Origin of the sequence: Modicisalibacter tunisiensis (genome assembly GCF_020148005.1) — a bacterium.
Lineage (GTDB): Bacteria > Pseudomonadota > Gammaproteobacteria > Pseudomonadales > Halomonadaceae > Modicisalibacter > Modicisalibacter tunisiensis.
Map to the genome: position 1 here is coordinate 921,232 of NZ_JAGXFD010000001.1, position 21,576 is coordinate 942,807.

Annotated in this window: 23 protein-coding genes; 13 read left to right on the top strand and 10 right to left on the bottom strand. The window is 65.6% G+C overall.

Annotation, left to right across the window (positions count from 1 at the left end):
* Positions 1 to 216 precede the first annotated feature (216 nt).
* The 4 genes from KGQ91_RS04220 to rdgB all read right to left on the bottom strand — a co-directional run bounded on the left by KGQ91_RS04220 (position 217) and on the right by rdgB (position 3,640).
* On the bottom strand, positions 217 to 1,068 hold the full coding sequence (locus KGQ91_RS04220; protein WP_163648060.1) for a 23S rRNA (adenine(2030)-N(6))-methyltransferase RlmJ: 852 nt from the start codon (positions 1,066 to 1,068) through the stop codon (positions 217 to 219).
* A gap of 79 nt (positions 1,069 to 1,147) precedes the next feature.
* Positions 1,148 to 1,819 carry a YiaD family glycine zipper/OmpA-like lipoprotein gene (locus KGQ91_RS04225; protein WP_377173429.1) on the bottom strand — a complete coding sequence of 224 codons (672 nt, stop codon included), beginning with the start codon at positions 1,817 to 1,819 and terminating at the stop codon, positions 1,148 to 1,150.
* 55 nt (positions 1,820 to 1,874) lie between these two features.
* Positions 1,875 to 3,050 (bottom strand): radical SAM family heme chaperone HemW, encoded by a 1,176-nt coding sequence (gene hemW / locus KGQ91_RS04230; RefSeq protein WP_163648059.1) that lies wholly within the window; start codon positions 3,048 to 3,050, stop codon positions 1,875 to 1,877.
* Positions 3,047 to 3,640, bottom strand: a complete 594-nt coding sequence (gene rdgB, locus KGQ91_RS04235) for an RdgB/HAM1 family non-canonical purine NTP pyrophosphatase (RefSeq protein ID WP_224416146.1) — start codon at positions 3,638 to 3,640, stop codon at positions 3,047 to 3,049. The genes hemW and rdgB overlap by 4 nt, the downstream gene beginning before the upstream one ends.
* A 433-nt stretch (positions 3,641 to 4,073) precedes the next feature.
* Between rdgB and KGQ91_RS04240 the strand changes: the two genes are divergently transcribed.
* The 9 genes from KGQ91_RS04240 (at position 4,074) to KGQ91_RS04280 (ending at position 11,770) form a co-directional block, all read left to right on the top strand.
* Positions 4,074 to 4,748, top strand: coding sequence for a LuxR C-terminal-related transcriptional regulator (locus KGQ91_RS04240; protein ID WP_224420339.1), 675 nt, complete (start codon positions 4,074 to 4,076; stop codon positions 4,746 to 4,748).
* Positions 4,749 to 4,753: 5 nt separating this feature from the next.
* Positions 4,754 to 5,245 carry a curli production assembly/transport protein CsgE gene (locus KGQ91_RS04245; protein ID WP_224420340.1) on the top strand — a complete coding sequence of 164 codons (492 nt, stop codon included), beginning with the start codon at positions 4,754 to 4,756 and terminating at the stop codon, positions 5,243 to 5,245.
* Positions 5,246 to 5,283: 38 nt separating this feature from the next.
* On the top strand, positions 5,284 to 5,691 hold the full coding sequence (locus KGQ91_RS04250) for a curli assembly protein CsgF (protein ID WP_205596213.1): 408 nt from the start codon (positions 5,284 to 5,286) through the stop codon (positions 5,689 to 5,691).
* A 14-nt stretch (positions 5,692 to 5,705) separates the two neighbouring features.
* Complete coding sequence (locus KGQ91_RS04255) at positions 5,706 to 6,542, top strand: CsgG/HfaB family protein (protein ID WP_163648054.1); 837 nt, start codon at positions 5,706 to 5,708, stop codon at positions 6,540 to 6,542.
* Positions 6,543 to 6,965: 423 nt separating this feature from the next.
* Complete coding sequence (locus tag KGQ91_RS04260; protein ID WP_224420341.1) at positions 6,966 to 7,817, top strand: hypothetical protein; 852 nt, start codon at positions 6,966 to 6,968, stop codon at positions 7,815 to 7,817.
* Between the two features lie 19 nt (positions 7,818 to 7,836).
* A protein-coding gene (locus KGQ91_RS04265; RefSeq protein ID WP_231514359.1) for an IS3 family transposase occupies positions 7,837 to 9,353 on the top strand; the annotation gives its coding sequence in 2 pieces (ribosomal slippage) (positions 7,837 to 8,271 and positions 8,274 to 9,353; 1,515 coding nt in all).
* Positions 9,354 to 9,381: 28 nt separating this feature from the next.
* The gene (locus KGQ91_RS04270; protein WP_224420342.1) at positions 9,382 to 10,104 is read left to right on the top strand and encodes a hypothetical protein; all 723 of its coding nucleotides are present in this window, start codon (positions 9,382 to 9,384) and stop codon (positions 10,102 to 10,104) included.
* A gap of 238 nt (positions 10,105 to 10,342) precedes the next feature.
* Positions 10,343 to 10,813 (top strand): hypothetical protein, encoded by a 471-nt coding sequence (locus KGQ91_RS04275; protein WP_224416143.1) that lies wholly within the window; start codon positions 10,343 to 10,345, stop codon positions 10,811 to 10,813.
* Between the two features lie 90 nt (positions 10,814 to 10,903).
* Positions 10,904 to 11,770: a hypothetical protein gene (locus KGQ91_RS04280; RefSeq protein WP_224416142.1), complete on the top strand. Its 867-nt coding sequence runs from the start codon at positions 10,904 to 10,906 to the stop codon at positions 11,768 to 11,770.
* An 86-nt stretch (positions 11,771 to 11,856) separates the two neighbouring features.
* On the opposite strand, the gene KGQ91_RS04285 is transcribed toward KGQ91_RS04280, so the two are convergent.
* The 6 genes from KGQ91_RS04285 to KGQ91_RS04310 form a co-directional block, all read right to left on the bottom strand.
* Positions 11,857 to 13,425: a bifunctional aminoglycoside phosphotransferase/ATP-binding protein gene (locus KGQ91_RS04285; protein WP_224420343.1), complete on the bottom strand. Its 1,569-nt coding sequence runs from the start codon at positions 13,423 to 13,425 to the stop codon at positions 11,857 to 11,859.
* Positions 13,426 to 13,449: 24 nt separating this feature from the next.
* Positions 13,450 to 14,736 carry a glutamate-1-semialdehyde 2,1-aminomutase gene (gene hemL / locus KGQ91_RS04290; protein WP_224420344.1) on the bottom strand — a complete coding sequence of 429 codons (1,287 nt, stop codon included), beginning with the start codon at positions 14,734 to 14,736 and terminating at the stop codon, positions 13,450 to 13,452.
* 76 nt (positions 14,737 to 14,812) lie between these two features.
* Positions 14,813 to 15,463: a thiamine phosphate synthase gene (thiE, locus tag KGQ91_RS04295; protein WP_224420345.1), complete on the bottom strand. Its 651-nt coding sequence runs from the start codon at positions 15,461 to 15,463 to the stop codon at positions 14,813 to 14,815.
* Positions 15,450 to 16,286 (bottom strand): bifunctional hydroxymethylpyrimidine kinase/phosphomethylpyrimidine kinase, encoded by an 837-nt coding sequence (gene thiD / locus KGQ91_RS04300; RefSeq protein WP_224420346.1) that lies wholly within the window; start codon positions 16,284 to 16,286, stop codon positions 15,450 to 15,452. The genes thiE and thiD overlap by 14 nt, the downstream gene beginning before the upstream one ends.
* Positions 16,286 to 16,717, bottom strand: a complete 432-nt coding sequence (gene hemJ, locus KGQ91_RS04305; RefSeq protein WP_224420347.1) for a protoporphyrinogen oxidase HemJ — start codon at positions 16,715 to 16,717, stop codon at positions 16,286 to 16,288. Before hemJ ends, thiD begins: the two co-directional genes overlap by 1 nt.
* A 39-nt stretch (positions 16,718 to 16,756) precedes the next feature.
* A complete protein-coding gene (locus tag KGQ91_RS04310) occupies positions 16,757 to 18,484 on the bottom strand; it encodes a chloride channel protein (RefSeq protein ID WP_224420348.1) in 1,728 nt (575 codons plus the stop codon).
* Positions 18,485 to 18,704: 220 nt separating this feature from the next.
* On the opposite strand from KGQ91_RS04310, the gene erpA reads away from it, so the two are divergent.
* The 4 genes from erpA to KGQ91_RS04330 all read left to right on the top strand — a co-directional run bounded on the left by erpA (position 18,705) and on the right by KGQ91_RS04330 (position 21,564).
* Complete coding sequence (gene erpA / locus KGQ91_RS04315; RefSeq protein WP_163648044.1) at positions 18,705 to 19,058, top strand: iron-sulfur cluster insertion protein ErpA; 354 nt, start codon at positions 18,705 to 18,707, stop codon at positions 19,056 to 19,058.
* Positions 19,059 to 19,227: 169 nt separating this feature from the next.
* Positions 19,228 to 19,995 carry a transporter substrate-binding domain-containing protein gene (locus tag KGQ91_RS04320; protein ID WP_163648043.1) on the top strand — a complete coding sequence of 256 codons (768 nt, stop codon included), beginning with the start codon at positions 19,228 to 19,230 and terminating at the stop codon, positions 19,993 to 19,995.
* Between the two features lie 113 nt (positions 19,996 to 20,108).
* Positions 20,109 to 20,780 carry an amino acid ABC transporter permease gene (locus KGQ91_RS04325; protein ID WP_163648042.1) on the top strand — a complete coding sequence of 224 codons (672 nt, stop codon included), beginning with the start codon at positions 20,109 to 20,111 and terminating at the stop codon, positions 20,778 to 20,780.
* 10 nt (positions 20,781 to 20,790) lie between these two features.
* On the top strand, positions 20,791 to 21,564 hold the full coding sequence (locus tag KGQ91_RS04330) for an amino acid ABC transporter ATP-binding protein (protein WP_263478941.1): 774 nt from the start codon (positions 20,791 to 20,793) through the stop codon (positions 21,562 to 21,564).
* The last annotated feature ends 12 nt before the right edge of the window (positions 21,565 to 21,576 follow it).

The following is a 21,576-nucleotide window of genomic DNA, read 5'->3' on the forward strand; positions in this document are numbered from 1 at the left end:
GCACTATCTGGGTGAATGGCGATATTCGCTATATTGCCATGCAGTTCAGTAGGTTAGAAGCATTCCTGGGGGCCGGTCTCACGGATTCAGGAGTAGGTTACGTGGTTTCTTGATCATTTTTGATCCCCATTTACTCCCTTAAAACTATAAACTATTGATTTTATGACTTATTTTACATTCTGTATCGGCAAGTGACGCCGGCCGCCACGGGCCGGCTCACTCTGTCGTCCACCATTTCCCGCTGTGCCGCGCCCCTCGGCCCCACAGCGGCGCCAGGCGCTGCATGGCCGCCGACAGCTCGGTATCCAGCCCCCAGGGCGGGTTGCGCACCACCAGGCCGCTGCCGTACATGCCGTGGCGCTCCCCGGCGGCATGGTGAACGAGTTCGCTGCGCCACAGCTTGTCGATGCCCGCCGTGCGCAGCGCCTCCAGCAGGCCGTGATGGTGACCCGCCGGCAGCAGCGGATACCAGATCATCACCACCGCGTGGCGCGCCTTGGCGGCGATCCGCTGCAGCGTCTGTGCCGTCTCGGCGTATTCGGCCTTGCGCTCGTAGCTGGGGTCGATGAGCACGCACAGCCGCGGCGTCGGCACCGGCAGCCGGCGCACCAGCCCCTGCGGGCCATCCTCGTGGAAGCGCCGGGCCTGGGGCGGCAGCGCCTGGCTCTCGAGATGACGATGCTCGCCCGGGTGCAGCTCGAAGAGCGTCAGCCGGTCCTGTTGGCGAATGGCCCGAGACAGCCACCACGGCGAGCCGGGATAGTGGGTCAGCGTGCCACTCCTGGGCTGGGCCTCGGTCAGCGCGGCGAGCCAGTCGGCGAGCAGCGGCGCGTCGTCCCTGACCAGCGCATGCCGGGCCGCCCAGACCGGTTCCACCCCGTCGCGGTATTCCTGGAGCCTGTCGGTCTCCATCGCGGCCAGTGGATACAGGCCGCGACCGGCATGAGTATCAACATACGTAATGGGTGATTCTTTACGTAAAAGATGGCGCGTGACGGCATGCAGCGCCAGATGCTTGTGAACGTCGGCGAAGTTGCCGGCATGATAGGCGTGCTGATAGGCAAGCATGGCGAGATTCCGATGAAGAAAAGGCCCACCGACAGTCGCCGGTGGGCCCGAAGGTCGCGAATCGTGGAACGTCGGGGAGTTACTGCTGCCCGGTCGGCACCACGGTGATCTCGACACGGCGGTTCTGGGCGCGCCCGGCTTCGGTATCATTGCTCGCCACCGGCTGGCTTTCCCCCTGACCGACCATGTTCAGGCGCTGACGCTGCACGCCACCCTGCATGAGGTAGTCGCCCACCGCCTGGGCCCGGCGCTCGGAGAGGCGCTGATTGTAGGCCTTCGAGCCGGTGCTGTCGGTGTAGCCGGCCACGGTGATGCGGGTTTCCGGATACTCGCGCAGCACGGCGGAGACATCGTTGAGCGCCTGCCGCGCCTGGCCGGTGAGTTCGCTGGAGTCGAAGCCGAAGGTGACGCTGTTGGGCATGTTGAGGACGATGTTGTCGCCCTGGCGCTGCACGCCGATGCCGGTACCCTGCAGCCGGTCACGCAGCTGGGCTTCCTGACGGTCCATGTAGTAGCCGATGCCGGCACCGGCGGCGGCGCCCACCGCCGCGCCGATGGCGGCATGATCGCGGCGGCTGGCGGCACTGTCGCCACTGAGCAGGCCGGCCACGGCCCCTGCCGCGGCACCGATGCCCGCACCGGTGGTGGCCTTGGCGGTCTGGGGCTCCCCGGTCTGCGGGTTGGTGGTCGTGCATCCTGTCACGGCCAGTGCGGCCGACAGCGGAATCGCCATCCAGAGCTGCTTGGTGATCATGCGGTTAACGCTCCTCGTTTCCTTGGCTTCCGTGAATAAGGCTTGCCGCCCGTCACGCATCGTCGATCAGGGCCAGCAAGTCGTTCAAGAATAACAGACCCTGCGGGCTCGCCTGCAGCCGGCCGGCATCCTCGACCAGCAGCCCGCGCGCGCGGGCTGCCGCCAGGTGCGGTGTCAGTTCATCCAGCGGCCGGCCGGTATGGGCTTCCCACAGCGACAGCGGCACCCCGTCCACCAGCCGCAGCGCGTTCATGGCGAACTCCAGCGGCAGCGTCTCGAGCGCCACCGGCTCGCGCCCGGCCTCGAAGCCGCGCGGGTCGTCGGCGCGGCGCAAATACGCCTCGGGCTGGCGGGTCTTCCAGCGCCGCTCGACGTGCCAGGTGCCGTCGGGCTCCCGCCGGGTCAGCTTGCCGTGGGCGCCGGCACCGATGCCCAGATAGTCGCCGAAGCGCCAGTAGGTCAGGTTGTGGCGCGAGGCATGGCCGGGCCGGGCATAGGCAGAAATCTCGTAGCGCCCAAGGCCGGCGGCCTCGAGTCGCGCGTGGCCGGCATCCTGGATCGCCCACAGCGTCTCGTCCTCCGGCAGGGGCGGCGGCCGGGAGTGGAATTCGGTATTGGGCTCGATGGTGAGCTGATACCAGGAAAGGTGCGTGGGCGCCAGCGACAGCGCCGTGTCGATATCGGCCAGTGCCAGCTCGGCGTCCTGCCCAGGCAGGCCGTGCATCAGATCGATGTTGAAATTATCGAAGCCGGCCTGCCGGGCGCTGTCGACCGCGCGACGCGCCTCGTCGCCGTCGTGGATGCGTCCGAGCGCCGCCAGCTGGGCCGCCTGAAAGCTCTGTACACCCAGCGACAGGCGATTGATGCCGGCCCGGCGATAGGCCGTGAAGCGCCCCTGCTCCACCGTGCCCGGATTGGCTTCCAGGGTGATCTCGGCATCGGGGGCGAGCACGCCGCGCCGCTCGAGGGTGTCCAGCAGGCGCGCGTAGAAATCCGCCGACATCAGGCTCGGCGTGCCGCCGCCGATGAATACGCTGTGGATCAGTCGCCCGTCGCTGCGCGTGAGCTCCTCGTCCAGATCCATCAGCAGGGCGGCCAGATACGCCGACTCCGGCAGATCGGCGCCGGAACCGGAACCGATGCCATGGGAGTTGAAGTCGCAGTAGGGGCACTTGCGCACGCACCAGGGCACATGCACGTACAGCGCCAGTTCGGGCAACGGCCTCATGAGCCGAGGCTCTCCACCAGGGTGCGCAGGGCGCGGCCGCGATGGCTGAGACGGTTCTTTTCAGCGGGGTCGAGCTCGGCGGCCGTCAGCCCCTGGTCGGCCAGCCAGAACAGCGGATCGTAGCCGAACCCTCCCTCACCACGCGGGTGGGCGAGAATCTCGCCACGCCAGCTGGTCTGCACGATACGCGGCACCGGGTCGTGCTCGTGCTGCAGCCAGACCAGCACGCACCAGTAGCGGGCCGTGCGCTGCCCTTCAGGGACGTCCGCCAGCGCCTCGAGCAGCTTGCGATTGTTGGCCGCATCGCTGCTGGGCTCGCCCGCGTATCGGGCCGAATAGATGCCCGGCGCCCCCTGCAGGGCGTCCACCGCCAGCCCCGAGTCGTCGGCCAGTGCCGGCAGGCCGCTGATGCGACAGGCGTGCCGCGCCTTGAGCAAGGCATTTTCGACGAACGTCAGCCCCGTCTCCTCGACATCGTCGACATCGAACTCGCGCTGGGGATGAACCTGATAATCCAGGGGCGTCAGCAGTGCCTGAAACTCGCGCAGCTTGCCGGGGTTGCCGCTGGCCAGTACCAGTCGTCGTTCCATTTCACGTCACCTTGGTGTTGCAGAGTTTCGCTCATTCTATCGGTTAGCACGGCACATGCGGAACGCCAGACGGACTGACGGCGCCCCGCCCTCCCGGTCTCCGTACCGCTTCCCACCTCCAGGGTTGGCAACCATCAGCCTGCCATCACACAGAAAGGTTACAAAATGTTTTTCTCATGACTGATTTTTCTCCTCTCTCATGACAGGAAACCAGAGGACAAGAAAAAGTTGACAGGTAAGTAAATGATTAGAAATTTGAAAAAATAAAAGTGATTGAAAAAGTTATTTTTAATACCAAAAAACGATAACAAGAAACGAGTAACCAAACTTTACAAACAGGGAGGGACCAACAAAGCTGAATCAGACCGCTGCATGGTACGCAGAGACCACATAACGACTCAAGATCCAACACCATACTTCCGGAGCAGTGACGATGAGCCAAGGGAACTCATTGATTCTTCTGGTCACGGACTGCAATCCCCAGACGCAGCTGTTCATGGACTACATCGCCGAACAGCTGGACTGCCAGATTGCCGCCGTCTCCCCCCATGATTTGCTCGAGGCCTTCACCAGCGATTCGCTGCTGATCCTGCTCGATGCCGATCACGTCGATGAAAGCAGCATGCAGCAGTGGCACAGCCGGGCGGCGGAGACGGCCAACACCACCCTGGCGGCCATCAATCTGCGCGACGAGGACCATGCCGCGGACATGCTCGCCTCGCTGCACCTGCGGGGCGTCTTCTACCGGCGCGACAGCATGGCGCTGATCTGCAAGGGCATCCATGCCCTGCTGGAAGGCGACCTGTGGATGTCGCGCTCGCTGATGACCCGGCTGATCGAGTTCTACCGGCGTCAGCAGCTTAATGCCTATCGCCCGGTATGCGGCCTGACCCACCGCGAGCTGGAGATCATCGGCCTGCTGGGCTCGGGGGCCTCGAACACCGAGATCGCCGACAAGCTGTTCGTCAGCGAGCACACGGTCAAGTCCCACCTCTACAACATCTTCCGCAAGATCAAGGTGCACAACCGCATCCAGGCCATGAACTGGGCGCGCCAGAATCTCGGTGCGCCACCACCCAGCCCGAGCAAGCCCCAGCAGCGGCGGTGACCGTCATGAACACGCCTGCCCTGCGTCTTGCCCTGTGCCTGCTGTGCCTGTCGATCGGGCCGGCGCTCGCCGGTACCGAGCCCGCCACGCCGGCCGCCGGCCCGCAGAGCGATGCCCCCGAGAGCGCGGACGGCCCCGCGACGTCGCGGACGCTCAAGCCCCGCGAGCCGTCACCGCTCAACGGCCTGGTGGTGGATCGCACCATCACCATGATCGGCAAGACATTCTATCAGCAGTTCAGCCAGCGCCGGCTGGACAGCATCGTGCTCAACAACACCAACCTGGTGGTCCACGAACGCCCGTCGGCGCGCTGGGGCAGCATCGTCTGGGTCGCCGAGGGCAATCGCATCCTGTACCAGGCCACCCTGCCGCCCCGCCTGAGTGACGTCGACCAGTATGCGCAGGCCGCCGTCGAGCAGGTCGAGCAGCTGGTACTGCGCCGCAAGGTCATGCAGGCACTGGACCGCAATGGAGACCTGGCCGGCGACGAATGGTGAACCGGCCCCACGACATACGCGAGGGAATCACGATGAGAATGCAGCCGCTCCTGTTGTCACTGGCCCTGGCCACGGGTGCCGCCCAGGCCGGAGAACTGGTCTATCGACCGATCAATCCGTCGTTCGGCGGCGACCCGCTGAACGGCAACTACCTGCTCAACAAGGCCCAGGCCCAGGACGACAACAAGGATCCCAACGCCCCCGACTTCGGCAGCTTCAGCGAGACCGACCTGTTCATCCAGGATCTGCGCAACAGCCTGGTCTCGAACGCCATCGACGACGCCGTGAACGCCACCGACCCCGGCCGCACCAGCACCATCGACAGCGCCGAGCTGAAGATCAAGATCGTCAGCAACGGCAACGGCGGCTTCCAGATGCAGATCACCGACCGTCGCACCGGGGAAGTCACCAACATCAACCTCGGCTCCGCCGCCAACAACTTCTGATGAGGGCGAACACCATGAAAGGATTGACGGCCTGCCTTGTCATCTCCCTGCTGGCTCTGAGCGGCTGCTCGAGCATGGTGACCACCGCGGAAGGCCTCGAGGCGGCCCCCGCCACGCTGATGCCGCGCTCCGGCACCTACGGGGACCTGATCAGCCTGCCCAAGCCGAGTGCCAAGATCTACGCTGCGGTCTATGACTTCCGTGACCAGACGGGGCAGTACAAGCCTCAGCCGGCCAGTACCTTCTCGACCGCCGTCACCCAGGGCGGCGCGGCGATGCTCAGCGGGGCGCTGGCCGACTCCGGCTGGTTCGTGCCCCTCGAGCGGGTCGGGCTACAGAACCTGCTGACCGAGCGCAAGATCATTCGCGCCAACCTGGAGCGCAACGGCCAGACTGATGCCCTGGGCTCGCTGGATGCGGCACGTGTCCTGCTAGAGGGTGGCATCATCGCCTACGACTCCAACCTGCGGACCGGCGGGGCCGGGGCGGAATATTTCGGCATCGGCGCCTCCGGGCAGTACCAGGTGGATCAGGTGACGGTCAACCTGCGGGCCGTGGATATCGCCACCGGGGAAGTGCTGGCCAACGTCACCACCAGCAAGACGATCTTCTCCCACGAGATCCGCGCCGGCGTGTATCGCTTCATCGATTTCAAGCGCTTGCTGGAAGGCGAGATCGGTTACACCAACAACGAACCCGTGCAGATGGCGGTCATGTCGGCCATCGAGTCCTCGGTGATCCACCTGATCGCCCGGGGTATCCAGAATGGCCTGTGGACGCTGGCCAATCCCGCCGAGCGTGACGACCCGATTCTCAGCGCCTACCTGGAGGCGCCCACTCCCATGCTCTGACAGCCCGGCTCGCGCGATAGTGCCTGAGCGCCCTGCGGGGCGCTTTTTTCATGCCTGCAGCCTGACCGCCACCCCGCTGTTTCTCTCGACAGGCCATGCTGAAAGACAAACTTGTGACTTATCTGTGCACTTTAAAAACATCGTCTCTCACATCAGTCCGGCCAGCATGAAAAATGGCATTTACTTCTGATTGCCGTAGTTTTTCGCTTTGTAAAGACTTCGAAAGGCAGCGAAACAAACGATGCCAGCAACAACAGAACGGAATGCCGAGACATCGAGAGGCGTCGCCCAGCAGGATCGCTGATACGCAGCCCATCCCGCCGTCTCGGCATCATGAATCCGCAAGACGGAGTGACGCGTCCGGGCGTGCCGGTGCGCGAATCTCGTCGCTCATCACGAGCAGCCACAGGGTGGGAACAGCACATGAAACTCAAGATCGCGATTCTGTCCGCCTCCATCGCACTGACGTCCCAGGCGATGGCCGCCAGCAACGACATCACGGTCGAACAGGACGGCTATGGCAATCGGCTCAATGCCTACCAGTTCGGCACCGGCGGCACGGCCAGTTACCAGCAGTCGGGCTGGCGCTCCAGCGCCGAGCTGCGCCAGTATGGACAGGGCAACAACGCCTCACTGATGCAGAACGGCTACCGGGGGCAGGCCACTCTGCTGCAGCGCGGCTATCTCAACAGTGCGGCGATTGATCAGGATGGCATGAGGAGCCGTGCCTCGATCACCCAGCGCGGGCAGAACAACGATGCCGCCGTCACCCAGCGCGGCTGGCGCAGCGACGCCACTGTCACGCAGCGGGGCTATGCCAACCAGTCGGCGATCACCCAGTCGGGGTATCGCAACCGCGCGACCACCCTGCAGGCCGGCCAGACCAACGCCTCCACGGTCGCCCAGGAAGGCATGCTCGGCACGGTCGACGTCACCCAGCGCGGCTACGGCAACCAGTCCGACGTCACCCAGGGCGCCGATGGCTACACCAACGCCGTGACCTCGATGCAGCGCGGCACCTACAACGAGTCGACGGTCACTCAGAACGGCTACTTCGGCACGGTCGACGTCACCCAGCGCGGCTACGGCAACCAGTCCGACATCACCCAGGGCGCCGACGGCTACACCAGCAGCGTCACCTCGATGCAGCGCGGCACCTACAACGAGTCGACGGTCACTCAGGACGGCTACTTCGGCACGGTCCCTATGCTTCAACGTAGTTGTCACCTAAACGGATTGAGAGGTGAACAACGTGCGTTACCCCGCAGAACGTAAGGAAGCCATCCTCAAGAAGATGGCACCGCCCATGAGCATGACCATCCCGGAATTGGCCGAGCAGGAAGGCATCACCGCGACAACCCTCTACAATTGGCGGAAACAGGCCAGAGCACGAGGACAGGTTTTGCCATCACGTTCCACCAAGCCCGATCACTGGACCAGCCAGGAGAAATTCCAGATCGTCCTGGAAACGGCCCCGATGAATGAGGCCGAACTCAGCGCCTATTGCCGCGAGCGTGGGCTCTATCCCGAGCAGGTGGAGGCCTGGCGGGATGCCTGCATGAACGCCAACGACGATGCGGCAGCGCAGGCCAAGCAGCTTCGCCAGGCGCGGAAGGCCGAGCAAAAGCGGCTCCGTCAGTTGGAGCGTGAGCTGCGCCGCAAGGACAAGGCCCTGGCCGAGACGGCGGCGCTGCTGGCCCTGTCAAAAAAGGCCGAGGCGATCTGGGGCACGACCAACGACGAGGACGACTGACCAGCCTCCCGGATCGCCAGCGCATCGTGACCCTGGTGCAAGACGCCCAGCGTGACGGTGCTCGGCTGGCCAAGGCCTGTCAGGTGATGGGCATTAACGTGCGGACCTACTATCGCTGGGTCTCCGAAGGCGAGGTGACGGCGGATCGCCGCCCCGACGCCGACCGCCCGGAACCGGCTAATAAGCTATCGCCTGAGGAGCGAGAGGCGGTCTTGGCGCTGTGCAACGCCCCGGAGTACCGGAGCCGCCCTCCGGCCTTCATCGTGGCCGATCAGGCGGACAAGGGCCGCTACCTGGCCTCTGAGTCGACGATGTATCGAGTGCTCCATGAATACGACCAGCAACACCACCGGGGCCGACAGCAGGCCCCGCAGCGCAAGCGCTCTCCGACGACGCACCAAGCCACGGCGCCTAACTACTTGTGGTGTTGGGATATCAGCTGGCTGCCGGGCCCAGCACGCGGTACCTGGTGGTACCTGTACCTGATCATGGACGTCTTCAGCCGCAAGATCGTTGGGCACGAGGTCTACGAGACGGAGACTGGCGAGCTGGCCGCCGAGCTGATCCAGAAGGCCTGCTGGCGAGAGCACCTCACCGATCGTCACAAGCCCCTGATCCTTCACTCAGATAACGGCAGCCCGATGAAGGCAGCAACCTTCTTGGAGAAGCTCTACGACCTGGGCATCACCCCGTCGTACAGCCGTCCACGGGTGAGTAACGACAACGCCTTCGCCGAGTCGGCCTTCAAGACGCTCAAGTACCGGCCGGGCTTCCCCGCCGAGGGGTTCGCTACCCTGACCGAGGCTCAGGACTGGGTTCAGCAATTTACCGAGTGGTACAACCATGAGCACCGGCACAGTGCCCTTCGCTACGTCACGCCGAGTCAGCGCCATAACGGCGAGGCCAAGGGCATCTTGGCGCAGCGCCGGGAAGTCTTCGAGGCGGCTAAGCAGCGCCACCCGGAGCGCTGGTCGGGTGACATCCGGAAACTCAGCCTGCCTGAGATCGTACACCTAAATCCCGAGCGGGACCCGGTGCCACAGGCAGCGGGATTTTAAAGAGCCAGAACCATTTCATGTGCCATCTATGTTGACAGACTCCGCGGTCGACGTCACCCAGCGCGGCTACGGCAACCAGTCCGACATCACCCAGGGCGCCGACGGCTACACCAACAGCGTCACCTCGATGCAGCGCGGCACCTACAACGAGTCGACGGTCACTCAGGACGGCTACTTCGACACGGCCGATATCACCCAGCGTGGCTATGGCAACCAGTCCGACGTTACCCAGGGCGGCTATACCAACAGCGTGACGTCGTTGCAGAAGGGTACCTACAACACCTCCAGTGTCGACCAGAGCGGCTACTTTGGACGTGTCAATGTCAGTCAGTCGGGTTACGAGAATGATGCTTCCGTCACCCAGCAGGGCTACCGCAATCAGGCCGACGTGATGCAGTCGGGTGAGTTCAACACGGCCGAACTCAGCCAGTCCGGCGAATACAATCGCGGCGATATCTCCCAGAGTGGTTACGGCAACGACAGCACCATCACCCAGAGCGGCTGGCGGAACATGGCCACCACCGAACAGGACGGCACCTACAACACGGCGGAAATCACCCAGACCGGCTATCGCGATATCGCGGATATCTACCAGAACGGCTATGGCAACAGCGCGGTGATCTCGCAGGCCGCCGGTGGCTGGGGCTCCTGGGCGACCAACCGGGCCAGCATCGTCCAGTACGGATACGGCAATACCGCCAGCGTGACCCAGAGCGGAGGCGCCAACACCGCCAACGTCTACCAGTACTGATCTTCGTCAGTCTTCATGGATTACCGACCCCGCTTCGGCGGGGTTTTTCCTGCTCTTTTTCGCCCCCCTTTTATCGCTATTTACCTCATCGTTTCCCCACCAGTTACCTGATGAGTTTTTCGTTGCCATCAACCAGATAATTCACCATCAGTTTCATGCGCGCTTCTTATAGCGTGTCTCGCCTTTTGTATAAAAATGTAATCAACCATTAAAGGCGGGATTCACCATGAAATCGTCAGTGATCATCGGGGCCGCAGCCGGCCTTTTCATCACGACCTCCGTGCAGGCACGTGACCTGGCCATCGGCTCGGAACTGGACAGCTACTCCGGGGTTTCTCGTGGCGATCAGGCCGTGACGATCGAGCAGTCAGGCGTCGGCAATCGGGCCGACACTCGCCAATACGGCAGCGGCAACGGCGTCGCCATCGGCCAGTCCGGCCGGGCCAATCATGCCGTGGCGATGCAGGCCGGCAGCGCCAATGAGGCCAGCATTCTTCAGTCGGGCGGTTATCTGAGTGCCGAAATCAACCAGCAGGGGGTCGGACACAGCGCCGACATCGCCCAGTCTGGTTATCACAAGCAGGCCACCATCAATCAGCAGGGGGCCTACGGCAACGCGGAAATCGTCCAGCTGGGCAGGAGCAGTACCCCCGTGAGCATCACGCAGTACGCCCGCGGACGCATGAGCGTTCAGGTCGTGCAGCACTGATGGCGGGGTTCAAGGAGCGGCATCGACAGGACGTCACCGCGTCTCGCATGCCGGACGTTGATTGAAAAACCACACAAGGGAACACGAACCATGAAACTGCAACTCTCCGTACTCGTCGCCGCCATCGCCCTCTCCACCAGCGCCATGGCCTCCGAGGAGGGTAGCCACCATGGTGGCGGTCATCACGGCGGCTTCCACAACGGCAACAATAGCTCGACGATCGATCAGACCGGCTACGGCAACAGCGCCGATACCAACCAGATGGGCTACAGCAACTCAACCACCCAGCTGCAGACGGGCTGGAGAAACGATTCCGAGGTCATGCAGCGCGGCCGGGACAACTCCGCGGATGTGACCCAGAACGGCTGGGCCAACCGCTCCAATGTCTATCAGCGTGGCTATTCCAACTCGACGGACGTGTCCCAGTCCGGCATGCACAACAAGTCGTCGGTGACCCAGAGTGGCCGGGATCATTACGCGCGCGTCAACCAGACCGGCATGGGTCATGCGTCCGACATCACCCAGAGCGGCAGGCACAACGTCGCCCTCGTCGAGCAATCCGGCAGCCTCAATGACTCCGTGATCGTGCAGAAGGACGAGAGCAACTACGCCAAGGTCACCCAGTCGGGCACCAAGCAGTTCTCCGACATCTACCAGAGCGGCAAGGACCAGGTCGCCATCACCACGCAGAGCGGTTACGGCAACGATGCCATCGTGGTCCAGGAAGGCATGGGCGACAACTACTCGTCGATCGGCCAGACCGGCTACAACGATCTCGCCGATGTCTACCAGGGTGGCTACGACAACGTCTCGTCAGTCCGCCAGGGCACGGCCGCCGGCCTGGGCATGATGAATCTGTCCAGCAACACCGCGACCATCGTTCAGCAGGGTTACAGCAACAATTCCAGCGTGACCCAGATGGGCGGTGCCAACACGGCCAACGTCTATCAGTACTGAACGCGTCCCGCGACGTCCCTCCGACGCTCATGACGCATGCATGAAAAAGGCCCCGCTTCGGCGGGGCCTTCCTGTGTCGCCACCGTTCACTGCAGGCGCAGATGCTCCTGGATCAGCCCCACCAGGGTCAGGTTGGCGTTGTCCCGGGTGGTATCGAGATGCACCAGGTGCAGGCGCTCCTCGTCGGTGAACGGCTCGAAGAGGCGCTGCTGACGCTCGAGCACCGCCAGGCCGGCCTCGGAGGGATCGCCGCCCCGCCGGGCGCGTTTCTCGATGCGCGCACGCAGGGTCGCGTCATCGGCCTCGAAACTGACCAGCAGCACCGGCAACCCCCGGGCCTCCGCCTGATGGCGCAGCCGGTCGCGCTGTGCCTGGCGCAGGCAGGTGGCATCGATGCATACCGGCAACCCGCCGTCGAGCACCATGCCGGTCAGCGCGGCGAGGTGGCGATAGGTGCGCTCGGTGGCCTCGGGAGTGTAGATATCCACACCCGCCTGCTCGGTGCGGGCCTGGGGATCGAAGCCGTGCAGGCGCTTGCGCTCCACATCGGAACGCAGCCGGACCCCGCCCAGCCGCCGGATCATCTCGCCGGTGAAACGGCTCTTGCCGCTGCCGGAGACCCCCACGCCGATCACCAGATAGGGAAAATGGAACTCCGCGTAGTGCTCGGCGAGCGCGAGATAGCGACGGAAGTCGGCCATGATCGCCTGGCGGTCGGTAGGATGCAGATCCGGCTGGTGATAGCGCAGCATGGCCACCTTGGCACGCACCAGCGCCCGATAGAGCTTGTAGAAGGGCAGCAGACGCACCAGCTCGTGATCTCCCGAGCACTCCAGGTAGCGATTGAGGGCGTGCCGGGCCAGGGCCTCCTCGTTCCGTGCCTCGAGATCCATCAGCAGGAAGGCCAGATCGCTGCCGACATCGTTCCAGCGCAGCGTCTCGTTGAACTCGATGCCGTCGAACAGCACTACCCGACCGTCGAGGCGCACCGCATTGCCCAGGTGCACGTCGCCGTGGGTCTCGCGCACGAAGCCCTCGCGATGACGGCGATCGAATACCTCTCCGAGCCGGGCCAGGGTCTCGTTCGCCCAGGTCTCGAGGTGTTCCAGTCGCCTACGGTCATGCTCGCCGGTCAGGCGCGCGTCGATCAGCCGGAATTCCCGTTCGACGACCGCCGCGATGGTCTCGCGTGACCCCAGGGCATCGGTGGCCGGCAGCCGCTCGGCCTCGGCATGAAAGCGCACCAGCTGGTCCACCAGGTCATCGATCAGCGGCTGCGACAGCTCGCCGCTGGCCTGCAGATGGCTGAGCAGCTCGCGGTTGCTGAACTGGCGCATCTTGATGGCGTGCTCGATGGGCGTACCCGAAGCGGCGACCCGGGGCGCCTCCGGCGTGCCGACGATCGGCACCACGCCGAGGTAGAGATCCGGCGCCAGGCGGCGGTTGAGCCGCACCTCCTCCTCGCAGCAGCGCCGCCGCCGCTCAAGCGTCGAGAAGTCCAGGAAATTCCCCAGCTCCAGCGGCTTCTTGATCTTGTAGGCATACTCCCCGGTCAGCACGATCCAGGAAATATGCGTCTCGAAGATCTCGATCGCCCCGACCGCGTGGTCGAAGCAGCTAGGGTCCCGGAGGGCGTCGATCATGGCCTGGCTCACGGCAAGCTCCCGTCAGGTGAAGGTTCAGCGCGCCATGGCGGCAAAGACCCGCTCGGCGGCATCCAGGGTGGCGTGAATATCCGCATCGCCGTGGGCGCTCGACATGAAGCCGGCCTCGAACGGCGACGGCGCCAGGTAAACCCCGTGGTCGAGCATCGCGGTGAAGAAGCGACGGAAGCGCTCGACGTCGCAGGCACCGGCCTGGGCGAAGTCATCGACGCGACGCTGCCCGGTGAAGAAGACCCCGAACATGCCGCCGGCGCGCTGCGTGATCAGATCGACCCCGGCCTCCGCGGCGCGCGACTCGAGTCCATCGCACAGCATCTCGACGCGCCGCGCCAGATCGGCGTGGAAGCCGGGCTGGCGGATCTTGTCGAGCAGCGCGATGCCGGCGGCCATGGCCAGCGGGTTGCCCGCCAGGGTACCGGCCTGATAGACCGGCCCCAGCGGCGAGATGTATTCCATGATCTCGCGCTTGCCGCCGAAGGCGCCCACCGGCATGCCGCCACCGACGATCTTGCCCAGGCAGGTCAGGTCCGGGGTGATGGCGTAGTGTGCCTGGGCGCCACCCAGGGCGACCCGGAAGCCGGTCATCACCTCGTCGAAGATCAGCACGCTGGCGTGGGCGTCACAGACCTCGCGCAGCGTCTCGAGAAAGCCCGGACGTGGCGGAATGCAGTTCATGTTGCCGGCCACCGGTTCGACGATGATCCCGGCGATGGCGTCGCCCAGCTCGTCGAAGCAGGCCCTGACCGCCTCGGCGTCGTTGTAGGGCAGGGTGATGGTATGCTCGGCCAGCGAGGCCGGCACCCCCGGCGAACTCGGTTCACCGTGGGTCAGGGCCCCGGAGCCGGCCTTGACCAGCAACGAGTCGGAGTGGCCGTGATAGTTGCCCTCGAACTTGACGATCTTGTCGCGCCCGGTATAGCCGCGTGCCAGGCGGATCGCCGACATGGTGGCCTCGGTGCCGGAGTTGACCATGCGTACCATCTCGATCGACGGCATGATCTCGCAGATCCGGTCGGCCATGGTGGTCTCGATCGCCGTCGGCGTACCAAAGGACAATCCGGCGTCGAGCCGCTCGCGTACCGCGCCGAGCACCTCGGGGTCGGCGTGCCCGGTGATCATTGGCCCCCAGGAACCCACATAATCGATGTAGCGCTTGCCCTCGACGTCGAACAGGTACGCCCCCTGGGCCCGCTCCATGAACAGCGGGGGACGATCCATTCCCTTGAAGGCCCGGACCGGCGAGTTGACGCCACCGGGAATGTGCCGGCAGGCCTGTTCGAAAAGTTCCGCGGAAGTGGGCATGTCGTCCTCTCGTCAGAAGCTGTGGATAACTCTTTGGACAGTTGGAATAACTCGTCGTTGACGGCTTGTGGATAAGCTAGCCGTCTTCCAGCTGTCGTCGCAGATACTGCACGTTGCTTGCCGGTTCGCCCCGGCCGAACACGGCCTGTACGGTCGCCAGCAGTTCGGCCCCGGCGCGGCGTGCCTGCCGGACATTGTCGGCATCGATGCCGCCGATGGCCACCCGGGGCAGGCCGAATCGTGCCGCTTCGGCCAGCAACTCGAGCCGTGCGGGCGGGGCGTCGGGCTTGGTGCGCGAGGTGAAGAAACGCCCGAACGCCAGGTAGCTGGCTCCCGCCTCGCATGCCTGCGCGGCCAGGTCCAGACGCGCGTGGCAGGTGGCGCCGATGATCGCCGCCTCGCCCAGCGCACGCCGGGCTTCGCGCAGCGAACCGTCCTGCTGGCCGAGATGTACGCCGACGCCGCCATGGCCCTCGCGGCGCAGCCGCTCGGCGAGCGCCAGGTCGTCGTTGATGATCAGCGGCACCCCGTGTCGGGCACAGCGGCTCGCCAGGGCAGCGGCCTGGCGGTGGCGCCGCTCGGCATCCCGCGACTTGTCGCGATACTGCAGCAGGGCCAGCCCGCCCGCGAGCGCCGACTCGCAGGCGGCGATCAGGGTGGCGTCATCGGGCAGCAGCCCGGCATCGGTGATGGCATAGACGCCCCGGCGCCAGTCATGAACGGTCATCGAGGGCCTCCGGGTCGAAGGCGGCGGGCAGTTGCCAGAGTCGGCGCGGCAGGTGCTGGCCCGCCGCCGGCCGCCAGCCGTGGCGCAGGCTTTCCCAGGTGAAGCGCTGGGCCTGCTCGCAGGCCGCCACCAGGCGCTCGCCGGCGGCCAGGCGCGCCGCCGCCGCCGCCGCCAGGGTACACCCCGAGCCATGATAGGCCCCGGGCAGCCGCGGCCACTGCCACTGGCGAGTCAGCTCGGGGGTGTGCAGGGTATGCGTCACGCAGGTCGGATCGCTCCCCGCCGCCGGCTGGTCGGTGCCGGTGATCAGTACCGCCTGACAGCCCCGCGAGAGCAGTTCGGTGGCCCGTGCCGTGTCATCGTCGGCCTGCGGTGCCAGCCGCTCCAGCTCCTGTCGGTTGGGCGTCAGCAGATCGACCCCCGGCAGCAGCCGCTCGCGCAGGGCCTCGGGCAATGCCGTGGCGGCCAGCTCGCTGCCGCCGCCGGCGCGCAGCACCGGGTCGCAGACCACCGGCACCCCGGGCAGACGGCGCAGTACCTCCAGGATCACCTCGAGGGTGGCGATATCGGCGATCAGCCCCAGCTTGATCGCCGCGATCTCGAAGTCCTCGACGAGCGCCTGCACGGTCTCGCGCATCATGTCCGGCGACGCGGGCGTCACCCGGCGCACGTCGCGGGTGGTCTGCACCGTGAGGCTGGTGGGCACGGTCAGCGGCCAGCCGCCGCAGGCGGCGATCGCCTCGGCATCCGCCACCAGCCCCGCGCCGCCCGTGGCATCGTGGCCCGCCAGCACCAGCGCGGCAGGAAGATCTCGTGTGGCCATCAGAAGGGCTTGATCACCGCCAGCAGCACGATCAGCACCAGACCGATCACCGGCAGTTCATTGAAGACGCGGAAGTAACGGTGCGACTTGTCGCAGGTGCCCGCCGCCAGCCGCTTCATGTGCGCCAGGCAGACATGGTGATAGCCGATCAGCAGCACCACCAGCAGCAGCTTGGCATGCATCCAGCCCTGGCCGAGGAAGCCGGGCACCAGGTAGAGCATCGCCCCACCGAAGACCAGCACGGCGATCATCGAGGGTGTCATGATGCCGCGGTACAGCTTGCGCTCCATGGTCTCGAAGTAGGCGATCGCCGTCTCGTCGCCGCGATCCCGGGCCATGGCGTGATAGACGAACAGCCGCGGCAGGTAGAACAGGGCCGCGAACCAGGTCACCATGGCCATCAGGTGCAGGGCTTTCATCCACAGGAACATCGGTTCTCCTCGTCGCCGTCGGGGGAAGGATCGCTCGGATCAGCGCTTGTAACGGTAGTAGTTCTCGATGGCATCACGGGTGATGATACCGGAAATCTTCTGGATCATCGGCGCCGTGGTGTGCTGGACGTAGAGCGCGTCCAAGCCGTAGTCGTTGAGGCGGTCGAAGGCCTCGCTGAGCGTCGCCTGCAGGTGGATGGGCGCCAGCTCGAGGCGCTGCCCGGGAATCTCCAGCAGGTCGAGCGTCGCCGTCTCGTCCGTCGCCTCCTCGTCCAGCAGGGCGCGCGCCAGGTCGGCGGCCTTGAGCGCCAGCGGCGTCTTCTCCTCGCTGGAGCGGGTGATCACCAGCCAGGTGGGCTTGTCCTCGAGTAGCCGGCGGGCCTGCTCGCGGGTGATCATCCGCTGGGTGCGCGCCACGCTGCGCTCCATGACGGCGGGTACCGCGACCCGCGACAGGGCCTGCATCAGCGGCTGCTGCAGCGGGTGCAGGCCGTGGTGGGTGCCGGTGACATACAGGCCGTGGCAGCGGCAGATCTGGCGGGCGGTGAGGCCGGCGATCACCACCGCCAGCATGCCCGGCAGGATGATGTTGGGGTTGTGGGTCAGCTCGAGCAGCGCCATCAGCGCCGCCAGCGGTGCCTGCAGCACCGCGCCCATCATCGCCGCCATGCCCAGCATGGCGTAGAAGCCGGGGTCGGAGGCCACCGACGGCCACAGCCAGTCTCCGCTCATCCCGCACAGGGCGCCGGCGGAGGCCCCCACCACCAGCACCGGGCCGATGATGCCGACGGGAATCCCGCAGGCGAAGGTGAAGGCGGTGAGCAGCAGCTTGCCGAGCATCAGCGCCACCAGCACGTCGAGCGCCAGACGCCCGTCGAGCGCCGCGGCCAGGCTGTCGTAGCCGATGCCCTGGACCTGGGGATACCACCAGGCCACCACCGCCACGGCCACGCCCGGCAGCATCAACCGGGCGACGAGCGGCCAGCCGGCGAACAGCGTGCCGCGCTGGGCGATGCGGATGAACAGCCCGGCCAGCAGGCCGATCAGCAGGGCGCTGGTGGCGATCCACGGCAGGTTGAGCAGCGAGCCCAGCTTGACGATCGGGACCTGGAAGGCCGGCTCGGTGCCGTAGGCCAGCTGGGCGACCACCGCGCTCATGGTCGAGGCCAGGATCACCGGCATGAAGCCGGCGATGGTGTACTCCATGATCACCACTTCCATGGCGAAGATGACCCCGGCGATGGGCGTGTTGAACGATGCCGAGATCGCCGCCGCGGTACCGCAGCCGACCAGCACGCGCAGGCTGTTGTGGGGCAGGCGCAGGCGCTGGCCCAGCCCGCTGGCGGCGGCCGCGCCAAGATGGATCGCCGGCCCCTCGCGGCCGGCGGAGAGCCCGCCGAGCACGGAGATCACGCCCACCCACCACTGGTTGAGCCAGTTGCGCAGCGGCAGCCGCCCCTGATGATAGGTCAGGCGCTCGATCACGTGGCCCACCCCCAGCCGACGCGCCTGACTCGACTGCGGCGCGAAGCACAGCGCGATCAATGCCACGGCAATCAGCGGCAGCAGCGCACGCCAGTGCGGCGCCAGCGCCTCGAAGGCTTCCGAATCATTGTGCGGCATGAACAGCCATGCCCCCAGCGACAGCAGGAACCGGAACACCACCATCAGGCCGCCGGTGAGCAATCCCGAAACCAGCCCCAGCACGCACAGCTGCGGCAGGGCATCGACGCTGGCCAGCTGGCGCCGAAATCGTTCAAGGTTCATGTCTGGGAAAGGGCGCACGCCGCCAGGCACCTCGTCGCTGTCACGGGAATGGGAGGACGACACGCAGGCGCGCCGCCCGGCAAGACTCCGCCTATCATACCCGCACAGGCACTGGTCGACTCAAGACAGACGCCCGACGCCGTCACGCTAAAGTTGACCCTTTTGCTGGGGATTGGGGATAATCCTCCCTGACTATTCACCGATTCCACGGAGAGCGCTGATGAGCGGTGCCGCTACCTTCGCCCCCACGCCCTTGCTGCTCACCGAAGCGGCCGCGCGCCGTATTCAGGCCCTGGCCGCCGACGAGGGCAACCCTCAACTCAAGCTGCGCGTCTATGTCACCGGCGGCGGATGCTCCGGCTTCCAGTACGGTTTCGACGTCGCCCAGGAGGCCGCCGAGGACGATACCCTGATCGAGGTCGACGGCGTCGGCATGCTGGTGGACCCCCTGTCGTATCAGTACCTGGTCGGCTCCACGGTCGACTTCGAGGAAGGTCTGGCCGGCGCGCGGTTCGTGATCCGCAACCCCAACGCCACCTCCACCTGCGGCTGTGGCGCCTCGTTCATGGTGTAAGTGGGTGCAAGCACCCACTGCTCACGTCCTTCCCCGCATCTTCCATTGTGTTCCATCGTGGCCGCTCCCGGTACGGGCCGCGACACCGCGCAGCGGCGCTTGACGCCCTACCCGGAACTCGCCAAGGTAACAAGGTGTTCCGTAAATAATATTCCAACCGGGGAACTCCATGAACCAATCGCTCCTGAAATCGTTGTCGCTGGCCTCCGCGCTCACGCTGGGTCTCGGGCTGTCCGCGGTCAGCCAGGCCGAAACCGTCAATGCCGTCACCGACCCGAGCTTCGTGCCGTTCGAGATGATGGACAAGGACAGCGGCGAGATGATCGGCTTCGACATGGACATCCTGCGCGAAGTCGCCGACCGCGCCGGGTTCGACATCAACCTGCGCACCATGGACTTCAACGGCATCATCCCTGCCGTGCAGACCGGCAACGCCGACCTGGCCATCGCCGGCATCACCATCACCGACGAGCGCGAGAAGATCGTCGACTTCAGCGATCCCTACTACGACAGCGGCCTGCGCATCCTGGTCTCCGCCGGCGACGACAGCGTCAAGGAGCTGAGCGATCTGGAAGGCAAGCGCATCGGCACCAAGATCGGCTCGACCAGCTACGACTACCTGCAGAAGCACCTCGGCGACAAGGCCGAGATCAAGCCCTATCCGGGCAGCGCCGACATGTACCTGGCGCTGATGGGCGGCAGCGTCGACGCCGTGTTCTACGACGCGCCCAACGTCGGCTACTTCGCCAAGACCAAGGGCGAGGGCCGCGCCCAGGTGGTCGGGCCGCTCTACGAGGGTCAGCAGTACGGCATCGCCTTCACCTCCGGCAGCAAGTGGGTCGAGCCCGCCAACAAGGCGCTCGCCGCGATGAAGAAGGACGGCACCTACGCCGACATCTACAAGAAATGGTTCGGCGAGATGCCCGACAGCCAGTAAGCATCACGACCGCAATCTTCGGGGCCGGGTGGCCGCAACGCCCGGCCCCGTCGCGTTCCTAACCCTGATTCGCGACCCGCCGACGGCGGACGGGTCGCGCCGGAGAACCCGACGTGGACGTCAACTTCCAGTTCGACTGGCAGGCGGCCATCGCCTCCATTCCCTACCTGCTCGACGGCATCCCCTGGACCCTGATCATCTCGTTCGGCGGGCTCGCCATCGGCTTCGTCATCGGCATCGTCTTCGGTCTGCTGCGCATCAGCCCGCTGTGGCTGCTGCGCTGGCCGGCCGTGGCCTACATCGAGATCTTCCGCGGCACGCCGGTGCTCGTCCAGGTCCTGTTCATCTTCTACGGCCTGCCGCAGATCATCGGCGGGCCCATCGACGCGGTCACCGCGGGTATCGCCGCCATTGCCCTGAACGCCGGTGCCTACATCTCCGAGATCGTGCGCGGCGGCGTGCAGTCGATCGAGAAGGGCCAGCGCGAGGCCGCGCTGTCGCTGGGACTGTCCCGCGCCCAGGCCTTCCGCTACGTCATCTGGCCCCAGGCGCTGCGCCGCATGATCCCGGCGCTGGGCAACCAGGGCATCGTCAGCATCAAGGACACCTCGCTGTTCTCGGTGATCGGTGTCGGCGAGCTGGTTCGCCAGGGCCAGATCTACATCGCCACGACCTTCACCGCCCTCGAGGTGTACTTCATGGTCGCCATGCTCTATCTGGCGATCACCCTGAGTCTTTCCTTCGCCCTGCGCCTGCTCGAGCGCCGTGGCCTGGTCGGTCAGTGAGGACAACGCCATGAACGACAAGCCCCACAGCGAGACCGTCCAGCCCATCGTGCGCCTGGACAAGGTCAACAAGTACTTCGGCAGCCTGCACGTGATGCAGGACATCGACCTCGAGGTCGCCCCCGGCGAGGTGGTGGTGATCATCGGCGCCAGCGGCTCGGGCAAGTCGACGCTGATCCGCTGCGTCAACGGCCTCGAGGAGTTCCAGAGCGGCCACATCACGGTGGACGGCAACGAGCTGTTGCCCTACGGCAAGAGCGGGCGCTCCCTGCAGACCATCCGCACCGAGGTGGGCATGGTCTTCCAGCAGTTCAACCTGTTTCCGCACCTCTCGGTGCGTGACAACGTCACCCTCGCGCCGATCAAGGTCCGCGGCCTGAGCCGCGACCAGGCCGTGCAGATCGCCGACCGGCTGCTCGACCGGGTCGGCATCGCCGACCAAGCCGACAAGTACCCGGGCCAGCTTTCCGGTGGCCAGCAGCAGCGCGTCGCCCTGGCCCGGGCGCTGGCCATGGAGCCGCGACTGATGCTCTTCGACGAGCCGACCTCGGCGCTCGACCCGGAGATGATCGGCGAGGTGCTCGACGCCATGCGCGAGCTCGCCAACGACGGCATGACCATGATGATCGTCACCCACGAGATGGGCTTCGCCCGCGAGGTCGCCGACCGGGTGATCTTCGTCCACAAGGGGCGCATCGTCGAGGAGGGCCCGCCCGAGACGGTCTTCGACAGCCCCGAGCACGAGCGCACCCAGTCCTTCCTCGCCCGCGTGCTCAAGCACTGACCCACCGCCCCT

Excerpts from the sequence above, each read along its gene's own strand:
- KGQ91_RS04240 (WP_224420339.1), top strand. The coding sequence starts at position 4,074 with ATGAGCCAAGGGAACTCATTGATTCTTCTGGTCACGGACTGCAATCCC.
- KGQ91_RS04320 (WP_163648043.1), top strand. The coding sequence starts at position 19,228 with ATGAACCAATCGCTCCTGAAATCGTTGTCGCTGGCCTCCGCGCTCACG.
- erpA (WP_163648044.1), top strand. The coding sequence starts at position 18,705 with ATGAGCGGTGCCGCTACCTTCGCCCCCACGCCCTTGCTGCTCACCGAA.
- KGQ91_RS04280 (WP_224416142.1), top strand. The coding sequence starts at position 10,904 with ATGAAACTGCAACTCTCCGTACTCGTCGCCGCCATCGCCCTCTCCACC.
- hemW (WP_163648059.1), bottom strand. The coding sequence starts at position 3,050 with ATGAGGCCGTTGCCCGAACTGGCGCTGTACGTGCATGTGCCCTGGTGC.
- KGQ91_RS04310 (WP_224420348.1), bottom strand. The coding sequence starts at position 18,484 with ATGAACCTTGAACGATTTCGGCGCCAGCTGGCCAGCGTCGATGCCCTG.
- thiE (WP_224420345.1), bottom strand. The coding sequence starts at position 15,463 with ATGACCGTTCATGACTGGCGCCGGGGCGTCTATGCCATCACCGATGCC.
- KGQ91_RS04220 (WP_163648060.1), bottom strand. The coding sequence starts at position 1,068 with ATGCTTGCCTATCAGCACGCCTATCATGCCGGCAACTTCGCCGACGTT.
- KGQ91_RS04330 (WP_263478941.1), top strand. The coding sequence starts at position 20,791 with ATGAACGACAAGCCCCACAGCGAGACCGTCCAGCCCATCGTGCGCCTG.
- thiD (WP_224420346.1), bottom strand. The coding sequence starts at position 16,286 with ATGGCCACACGAGATCTTCCTGCCGCGCTGGTGCTGGCGGGCCACGAT.
- KGQ91_RS04270 (WP_224420342.1), top strand. The coding sequence starts at position 9,382 with ATGTTGACAGACTCCGCGGTCGACGTCACCCAGCGCGGCTACGGCAAC.
- KGQ91_RS04245 (WP_224420340.1), top strand. The coding sequence starts at position 4,754 with ATGAACACGCCTGCCCTGCGTCTTGCCCTGTGCCTGCTGTGCCTGTCG.
- hemJ (WP_224420347.1), bottom strand. The coding sequence starts at position 16,717 with ATGTTCCTGTGGATGAAAGCCCTGCACCTGATGGCCATGGTGACCTGG.
- hemL (WP_224420344.1), bottom strand. The coding sequence starts at position 14,736 with ATGCCCACTTCCGCGGAACTTTTCGAACAGGCCTGCCGGCACATTCCC.
- rdgB (WP_224416146.1), bottom strand. The coding sequence starts at position 3,640 with ATGGAACGACGACTGGTACTGGCCAGCGGCAACCCCGGCAAGCTGCGC.
- KGQ91_RS04250 (WP_205596213.1), top strand. The coding sequence starts at position 5,284 with ATGCAGCCGCTCCTGTTGTCACTGGCCCTGGCCACGGGTGCCGCCCAG.
- KGQ91_RS04255 (WP_163648054.1), top strand. The coding sequence starts at position 5,706 with ATGAAAGGATTGACGGCCTGCCTTGTCATCTCCCTGCTGGCTCTGAGC.
- KGQ91_RS04260 (WP_224420341.1), top strand. The coding sequence starts at position 6,966 with ATGAAACTCAAGATCGCGATTCTGTCCGCCTCCATCGCACTGACGTCC.